This is a genomic window from Burkholderia sp. GW821-FHT14F03 (assembly GCF_058803765.1).
Map to the genome: position 1 here is coordinate 60,899 of NZ_JBXAPG010000042.1, position 8,057 is coordinate 68,955.

Consider the following 8,057-nt stretch of genomic DNA (forward strand, 5'->3'; position numbering starts at 1 on the left):
GACGGCCAGCGCAAACGGCCAGCGCAAACGGCCAGCGCAAACGGCCAGCGCAAACGGCCAGCGCAAACGGCCAGCGCAAACGGCCAGCGCAAACGGCCAGCGCAAACGGCGCGATGCGCGAATCCGCATCGCGCGTCGCCCACGGTTGCGTGAGATGGCCGTCCGGGGTCGGTTCTGATTTAAATCGAACGCGCTGCTGAGCGATTCAGCGCATACTGATCAGTCTGTTCTGTCCGGCCAAGCGCTGCACGCATGCGCGCCCGCTCCGGCGGCGCGTCCGATGCCTCTGCACGCACGAGGAGCGCAATCATGTCCGATTGTCCGCATGATCCGTACGCGCGTCACTATGCTCACTGCCTGCCGTTCGGCGCCCAGCCGTGCGGCGCCGCCTGTGCGACACCCCGTACCCATTTCCGCCTGTGGGCGCCCGCCCATGCCGAGGTCGCGCTCGAATGCACGCCGCCGGGCGCGACTGCGCGAACCGTGCCGATGACGCATGCCGGCGACGGCTGGTTCGAGGTGTTCGCCGAATGCGGCGCGGGCACCCGCTACCGTTACCGGCTCGACGGCGCGCTGCTGATTCCCGATCCGGCCTCGCGCGCGCAGCCCGACGGCATCGCGGGCGAAAGCGAGGTCGTCGATCCGCGCGCCTTCACCTGGCGGCACACGTTCTGGCGTGGCCGGCCGTGGGAAGAGATCGCGCTGTACGCGATCGATCCGGGCCTCGCGGGCGGCTATGACGGTGTGCGGCGCCGTCTGCCGCAACTCGCGCGGATGGGCGTGACCGCGCTCGAACTGCTGGCGACGCCGCACACGGCGCACGACAGCCTGCCGTTTGCGCCGAGCGCCGCGCAGGGCGGCCCCGACGCACTGAAGTCGCTGATCGACGCGGCCCACGGGCAGGGCCTCGCGGTGCTGCTCGATCTCGACTTCGCGCGTTTCGGCGGCGGCGGCGACGACGCATTGCGCCACTATGCCGCGCCGTTCTTCCGCAGCGGCGACGATCCGCTGCAGGCGCCGTCGCTCGCACTCGACCATCCGCAGGTGTGCGATTTCTTCTGCGACAACGCGCTGTATTGGCTAGAGGAATACCGCTGCGACGGGCTGCGGCTGCGCGAGGCGGACCGGATCGGCAGCATCTGGCTGCGCGAGATCGCCGACCGGGTGCATGGCGCGATCACGGGCGATCGCCTCGTGCATCTCGTGCTCGGCAGCGAGCGTCACCCCGCGCATCTCGCGGACACGCACTTCGACGCGCAATGGAACGGTTGCGGCGAGCGCGCGCTGCATCGCCTGACCGGCCGCCACGACGGCGCCTGCCACGAGGGCGTGTCGAACCGCCAGTCAATCCATGCGCTTGCGCGCGCGCTGACGGCGGACGGCGCGGTGTTCCAGCGCAGCGACGCGGGCGCGGCGGAGGGGATGGCGATGAGCGCGCTCGTCCTGTCGGACGGCCTGGCGCAGACGGTGCGGCCCGCGCGCGAGGCCGAGCTGGCGGCGCTTGCGCTGTCGCTGCTGACGCCGCAGATCCCGCTGGTCTTCGAAGAGGCGGCCGGCGACATCGAGCGCCGCCATGTGGTCCAGTCGGCGCTGGCCGTGCGCGCGAAGCTGATCGCGCCGAGGCTGGCCGATGCGCGGCCGCAACGCGCCGACCTGCTGCGCGCCGATGACGGCGCGGAGACCGATGCGCTGGTCGCGGCGTGGCGGCTGGGTGACGGCGAGGTGCTGAGCCTGGCGCTGAATCTGTCGCCGGAGGACTTGCGTTTCGACGACGCGCCCGACGGGACGATCGTGTTCGAGACGCCGGCGCGCGTGCGGGACCGGGTCGACATCGGCGTGCTGCCGCCGTATGCGCTCGTGGCATGGCTCACGGGCGACGTCAATCACTATGCGCTGACGCACGACGCGCGCCATTCACCCGACGACATCGCGCGCCCGCGCGCGTCCTGGTGACGCGCGGCGCCTACCAGAAGCCGCGAATCCCCGCGATGCCGTGCGCGCCGTGCGCGCGCGCGACGGGCAGCAGCGCGGGCGTCATGCCGCCGAGCGCGTAGATCGGCAGGCCCGCATCCGCCGCGCAGGCGGCGAAGCGTTCCCAGCCCAGCGTGGGCGCGCCCGGATGGGTGAGCGTCGGCAGCACGGGCGACAGCGTCGCGCAATCCGCGCCGATGCGCATGGCCCGCAGGACGTGTTCCCGCGAGTGACAGGCGACCGACAGCAGGCGCTCGGCCGGCAGCGGCCGCGCCTCCAGCGCGGCGAGCGCGAGGCTGCCCAGATGCACGCCGTCCGCGCCGCTTGCGAGCGCGCGCGCCGGATCGAGCGGGCCGTTGAGCACGATGCGCGCCGCGTGGGCGTGGCAGCGCGCGACGGCATCGGCCGCGAGCGTCGCGTATGCCCCGGCGGGCAGCGATTTCACGCGCAGCTGGACGAGCCGATGGCCGCCCTCGAGCGCGGCCGACAGGCGCGCGAGGAAGTCGGCCAGATCGGCGTCGGCGCCGGAGGCGGGCTCGGGCGTGATCAGGTAGTGCGCGGGCAGCGGGTGAGCGTCGGGCATGCGGGAAAGGCGGGAAAGGCGGGGGAAATGGCCGGGATGAAGTAAGCCGCGCGCGGCTCGCTAGAGTTTCACGTGCTGCGCGAGGAAGTCGAGAAAGCCCTGCACGCGGCCGGTCAGCGCAGCGTGCCGATAATACACGGCGGATACGGGTTGCCGATGCTCGCTCATGGCGCGGGGCAGCAGCGGCACGAGGCGGCCCGCCGCGACGTCGGCCGCGCACATGAAGTCGGCGAGACAGGCGATGCCGAGGCCCGCGAGCGCCATGTGCCGCAGCGTTTCGCCGCTCGACGCGGCCAGCGTCGGCTCGATGCGCAGCCAGTCGCTGCCGCGCTGCCGGATGGGCCAGCGGTTCAGCGTGTCGGGTTCGGTGAAGCCGAGCAGCCTGTGCCGCTTCAGATCGGCGGGCGTGCGCGGCGCGCCGTGCCCGGCGAGATAGGCGGGGCTCGCGAGCAGCCGGCGCGGGCTCGCGCCGAGCGCGCGCGCATGCAGCGACGAATCGGGCAGCTCGCCGATCCGGATCGCGATGTCGATCCGCTGTTCGATCAGGTCGACGAAACGTTCGTTGTTGCTGAGTTCGAGCTGGATGTCCGGATAGCGCGCGACGAACGCGGGCAGGTGCGGCACGATCGCATGCAGCATGAACGGCGTGGCCGCGTCGACGCGCAGCCGGCCCGCCGGCTTCCCGCGGCCGAGCGCGACCGCGGTTTCCGCTTCCTCGATCGACTGCAGGATGTCGCGGGCGCGCGCGAGCAGCAGTTCGCCCTCGTCGCTCAGCTGCGAGCTGCGGGTCGTGCGGCGTAACAGCGTGACGCCGAGCTTGCGTTCGAGGCGGTGCAGCGCGCGGCTCACGCCCGAGACGGTCTGCCCGAGCTGGTCGGCGGCGGCGGTGATCGAACCGCTGTCGACGATCGCGACGAACATCTGCAGTTCCTCGGTCGTGGTCTTCATTGTTGATCCGGAATCAAGAATGACTTGAGCCTAGCACGGTTTTTCCGGCGCGCGCGTGCGGCCACACTGACGCCATTCCATCTGGCATCGACACAAGGAGGGCGGCATGAACATTTTCGTGACAGGCGCGGGCGGCTTCATCGGCGGTTCGATCGCGGCGGGGCTCGTCGCCGACGGCCATCGGGTGAGCGGGCTCGTGCGCGATCCGGCGCAGGCCGACGCGCTCGCGCGGATCGGCGTGACGCCGGTGACGGGCACGCTCGACGCGCACGCGCTGCTGGCCGCGCAGGCTGGCGCGGCGGACGCGGTCGTCAATGCGGCGAGCAGCGATCATCGCGGCGCGATCGAGGCGCTGATCGACGGGCTGCGCGGCTCGGGCAAGGTGCTGCTGCACACGAGCGGGTCGAGCATCGTCGGCGACGCCTCGGGCGGCGAAGGCAGCGAACGGATCTATCACGAGGATGCGCTGCCGGAGCCGACGCCGGACAAGGCCGCGCGGGTCGCGCTCGACCGCCGCGTGCTGGCGGCCGCCGAGGAGGGCGTGCGCAGCGCGGTACTGTGCAACACGCTGATCTACGGACACGGCCGCGGCCTGCCGCGCGAGAGCGTGCAGCTGCCGCGCCTCGTGCGCCAGGCGCGCAAGAGCGGGATCGTGCGCCATGTCGGGCGCGGGCTCAACATCTGGTCGAACGTGCATATCGACGACGTGGTCGACCTGTACCGCCTCGCGTTGGCGAAGACGCCGGCGGGCGCGTTCTACTTCGTCGAGAACGGCGAGGCGTCGTACCGCGACATGACGGCGGCGATCGCCGCCGCGATGGGGCTGGGCGCGGCGCAGGACTGGCCGCTCGCCGACGCGGAAGCGGAATGGGGCTACGAGATGGCGAACTACGGCCTCGGCTCGAACAGCCGGGTGCGCGGCGAACGCGCGCGCAGCGTGCTGGGCTGGCAACCGCGGCACGCATCGGTGCTCGACTGGATCCGCGGCGACCTGCTGCGCGACGGCGCATGAAAAAAGGCGCGCGACCTCGCGGTCGCGCGCCTTCGCGAGGAGGCGCGGGCGGCGCTTATTCGTCCGCTTCCTTCGCCGCCTTCGGATAGACGCGCACCAGCACGATGCGCGGCCCGATCATTTTCTTCACGACCACGTCGAAGCGTTCGAACGACACACGCTGGCCTTCGCTCGGCAGGTCGCTCAACGCCTGGATCACGAGGCCGCCGACCGACTCGGCGCGCCCTTCGTCGATGTCGATGCCGAGCGCCTGTTCGAGCGACACCACGGGCAGGCTGCCCTTGCCCATCAGCGTGCCGTCGTCGAGGCGGCTCCAGTCCGATGCGCCCTGGCGGAATTCGTCGTGGATCTGGCCGACCAGCGCGCCGAGCAGGTTGTCGAGCGTCAGGAAGCCGATCGGCTTCTCATGCTTGTTGCCGACCAGCGCGAAATGCGGCGCGCCCTTGCGGAAGCGCCGGAACAGGTCGAGCGCGGGCGTGTCGGGTTTCACGTACTGGACCGGGCGCACGTAGTCGGACAGGTCGTCGAGCGCCGCGCCCGCGTGGCGCGCGAGCAGCAGGTCCTTCAGGTGGATCAGGCCGCCCACGTGTTCGCGCGATGCATCGCCGAACAGCGGATAGCGGCTGAAGCGGTGCCGAGCGACCACCTCCATGTTGTCGGCGAGCGAGACGTCGCGGCGCAGGCCGACCATCTCGTGCGCGGGGCGCATCAGGTCCGACACCGTCATCGACGAGAAATCGAGGGAATGCGCGAGCGTATTCCATTCGTCGGTGCTGTACGCGGCCTTCGCCGTCTTCGACGCGCCCGCCGCGTTGCGGCGGCTGCGCAGGATCAGCTTCAGCTCGTCGGTCGAGTAGTGGGCGTCGTCGCCGTGCCCGGCGGACAGCCCCACCATGCGCAGGATCGCGTTCGCGCTCGTGTTCAGCACCCAGATCGCCGGATACATCGCCCAGTAGAACGCGTACAGCGGCAGGGCCACCCACAGGCCGACCTTCTCCGACTCGCGGATCGCCATCGATTTCGGCGCCAGCTCGCCGACGACGATGTGCAGGAACGAGATCAGCGAGAACGCGAACACGAGCGAGACCAGGTGCACGACCTGCTCGGACTCGACCCCGAGCGCCGCCAGGAGCGGCGTCAGCAGCTGGGAGAACGCGGGCTCCCCGATCCAGCCGAGGCCGAGCGAGGCGAGCGTGATGCCGAGCTGACAGGCGGACAGATAGGCGTCGAGGCGCGCATGGACGATGCGCAGGATGCGGCCGCGCAGCCCGTGCTGGCGCGCGAGCGTCTTGACGCGGGTCGCGCGCAGCTTGACGAGGCCGAATTCGGCCGCGACGAAGAAACCGTTCAGGGCCACCAGGAACAACGCGCCGATGAGCGCGAAGATCTGTATCAAGAAATCACTCCGGAAATGAAAGAAGCGTCAGTATAGGGCTGGAAAGGAAAACGTAATGATTTGCGTTGCGCAGCGCGCTCAGCGGACGGCCGTGCGCGGCAGCGTCAGCGCCAGCGTGGACGGCGCGCCGTCGACGAGCGGGTCCTGCGCGAAGGCGCCGCCATGCGCCTGCGCGACGCGCAGGCACAGCCCGAGCGCCCAGGCGCCGCGCTTCGCGTCCTGCACCTGCAAGGCCTGCTCGCGCGCGAACGCTTCGAGCAGGTGAGGCAGGGCCGCATCGACGAGCGCGTCGCGGTGCACGGTGAAGCGCACCTCGAAGCGCAGCGTGGCGGCGTCCGACGAGGCGGCGAGCGTGACCGTGCGATGCGGCGCGCCGGCCTCGGCCGCGTAGGTCAGCATGGCGAACAGCGCCTGGGCGAGCCGCTCGCCGTCGGCGGAGATGATCGCGGCCAGGTCGGGCGCCGGTTCGATTTCGAGCGGCGTGCCGCGCGCGTCGGCAAGGGCGAGGCGCGCGAGCGCCGCCGCCTGCTGCGCGAGTTCGGCGGGCGCGACGGCGGCGCAATCGAGCGCGAGCGCGCGGGTCGCGGCGCGCGGCGCGTCGACCTGCGTCTCGATCAGCTTCGTCTGCTGTTCGATGCCGGTGCGGATGCCGGCAAGCGCGCGCAGGACGTTGGCGTCCGCGTGGGCGAGCTGGCGTTCGAGCACGTAGGCCCAGCTGTGCATGGCGTTGAGCGGCCCGCGCAGGTCGTGCGAGACCGTGGACAGGACCTGGTCGCGCGCGAAGCGCGCCGTTTCGGCGGCGAAGTACGCGGCGCGCGCGCGCAGCAGCGCGGCGGCCGGATCGGCGGAGAGCGGAGTCACGGCGTGTTCTGGATCAGGGTGCGGGAATGGAACCAAGCGCCATTATAGGGATGGGTCGGGCAGGGCGGTCTCAGGCCGGTTGCGCGTCGTTGCCGGGTGCGGCGTCGCGGGTGGGCAGCAACTGGCACGCGAGCAGGCCGGCCAGCATCAGCGCGCAGCCGAGCAGCGCGCGCGCCGACAGGGTTTCGCCCAGCGCGGCCCAGCCGGCGAACGCGGCGAATACGCCTTCCATGCTGAAGATCACGGCGGCGTGCGCGGGCGCGGCGTTGCGCTGCGCGACGACCTGCAGCGTATAGCCGACGCCGACCGACAGCAGGCCGCCGTACAGCAGCGTGGGCAGCGCGTGCCGGAGCATGGTCAGGCTGAACGGCTCGAACACGGCGCCGAGCGCGCTGCACAGCAGGCCGCAGACCACGAACTGCAGGAACGACAGCACGAGCGGATCGTGGCGGCGCGCGAGATAGCCGACCGCCATCACGTGCGCGGCGATCACGAACGCGCCCGCGAGCTGGAACCAGTCGCCGTACAGGATCGAGAAGTGCTCGTCGATGCTGAGGAAGTACAGGCCGAGCGCGGCGAGCAGCGCGCCGAACCAGGTGCCGAGGCCGGTGCGGTGGCGCAGCAGCACGCCGAGGAGCGGCACGAGCACGACGTACAGCGAACTGATGAAGCCGGCATTGGCGATCTTCGTGTACTGGAGGCCGATCTGCTGCAGCGAGATCGAGACCGCGAGCAGCGCGCCGAGCGCGATGCCGGGCAGCAGCAGCGTGCGGTCGCGCGCGATCGCCGCGAGTTGGGCGCGCGCGGACGCCTTCATCCACAGCAGCGGCGTCAGCACCGCCGCGCCGAGCAGGAAGCGCAGCCCGGTGAACAGGAACGGCCCGATCACGTCGAGGCTCAGGCGTTGGGCGACGAATGCCGACCCCCAGATCGCGGCGGCGGCGAGCATCAGCAGGTTGGCGCGAAGGTGTTGGCGGGCGGACGGTGTCATGCGGCGGATCGGAGTCGGGTGGGCGGCGGCAGTGGCGCGACCCGCTAGTCTACGCCGGCCCGGCGAGACTGTCGGCGAAACGACGCAGCGTGTCGATCGAGCGCGCGTCGCGCACCCGCGAGTACAGCACGACCTGCGATTCGGGCAGCGGCGGCAGGCCGAGGCGCGCGCCGACCTCGACCAGCGTGCGCGGCGCGACGCGGCGCGCGAGCGGGGAGACGGCGAGGCCCGCTGCGGCGGCGGCGGCGACCGCGGCGACGCCGCCGCCCGTGAAGCGTTCGCGCCACGGCAGCCC

At 71.5% G+C, this 8,057-nt stretch carries 7 protein-coding genes and 1 pseudogene; 2 read left to right on the plus strand and 6 right to left on the minus strand.

The annotated features are described in order from the left end of the window. Window positions 1-309: 309 nt before the first annotated feature. A complete protein-coding gene (locus tag AC1RQF_RS25260) occupies window positions 310-1,953 on the plus strand; it encodes a DUF3459 domain-containing protein (RefSeq protein ID WP_273996637.1) in 1,644 nt (547 codons plus the stop codon). A gap of 10 nt (window positions 1,954-1,963) precedes the next feature. Here the strand turns inward: AC1RQF_RS25260 and AC1RQF_RS25265 are convergent, their stop codons facing one another. Together AC1RQF_RS25265 and AC1RQF_RS25270 are read right to left on the minus strand one after the other, a co-directional pair. Further along, a complete protein-coding gene (locus AC1RQF_RS25265) occupies window positions 1,964-2,554 on the minus strand; it encodes a thiamine phosphate synthase (RefSeq protein ID WP_273996636.1) in 591 nt (196 codons plus the stop codon). A 60-nt stretch (window positions 2,555-2,614) separates the two neighbouring features. Continuing rightward, entirely contained in the window at window positions 2,615-3,502 is an 888-nt protein-coding gene (locus AC1RQF_RS25270; protein ID WP_273996635.1) for a LysR family transcriptional regulator, read from the minus strand. A gap of 106 nt (window positions 3,503-3,608) precedes the next feature. Here AC1RQF_RS25270 and AC1RQF_RS25275 point away from each other — a divergent pair, with 106 nt between their 5' ends. Beyond that, on the plus strand, window positions 3,609-4,514 hold the full coding sequence (locus AC1RQF_RS25275) for an NAD-dependent epimerase/dehydratase family protein (RefSeq protein WP_492873215.1): 906 nt from the start codon (window positions 3,609-3,611) through the stop codon (window positions 4,512-4,514). Window positions 4,515-4,569: 55 nt separating this feature from the next. Here AC1RQF_RS25275 and AC1RQF_RS25280 read toward each other — a convergent pair whose 3' ends face one another. The 4 genes and pseudogenes from AC1RQF_RS25280 to AC1RQF_RS25295 form a co-directional block, all read right to left on the minus strand. Then, window positions 4,570-5,910 (minus strand): hemolysin family protein, encoded by a 1,341-nt coding sequence (locus AC1RQF_RS25280; protein WP_273996633.1) that lies wholly within the window; start codon window positions 5,908-5,910, stop codon window positions 4,570-4,572. 78 nt (window positions 5,911-5,988) lie between these two features. Further along, window positions 5,989-6,771 carry a sensor histidine kinase gene (locus tag AC1RQF_RS25285; RefSeq protein ID WP_273996632.1) on the minus strand — a complete coding sequence of 261 codons (783 nt, stop codon included), beginning with the start codon at window positions 6,769-6,771 and terminating at the stop codon, window positions 5,989-5,991. 70 nt (window positions 6,772-6,841) lie between these two features. Further along, window positions 6,842-7,762, minus strand: a complete 921-nt coding sequence (locus AC1RQF_RS25290) for a DMT family transporter (protein ID WP_273996631.1) — start codon at window positions 7,760-7,762, stop codon at window positions 6,842-6,844. 49 nt (window positions 7,763-7,811) lie between these two features. Beyond that, a pseudogene (locus tag AC1RQF_RS25295) lies at window positions 7,812-8,057 on the minus strand (LysR family transcriptional regulator); the annotation flags it as partial.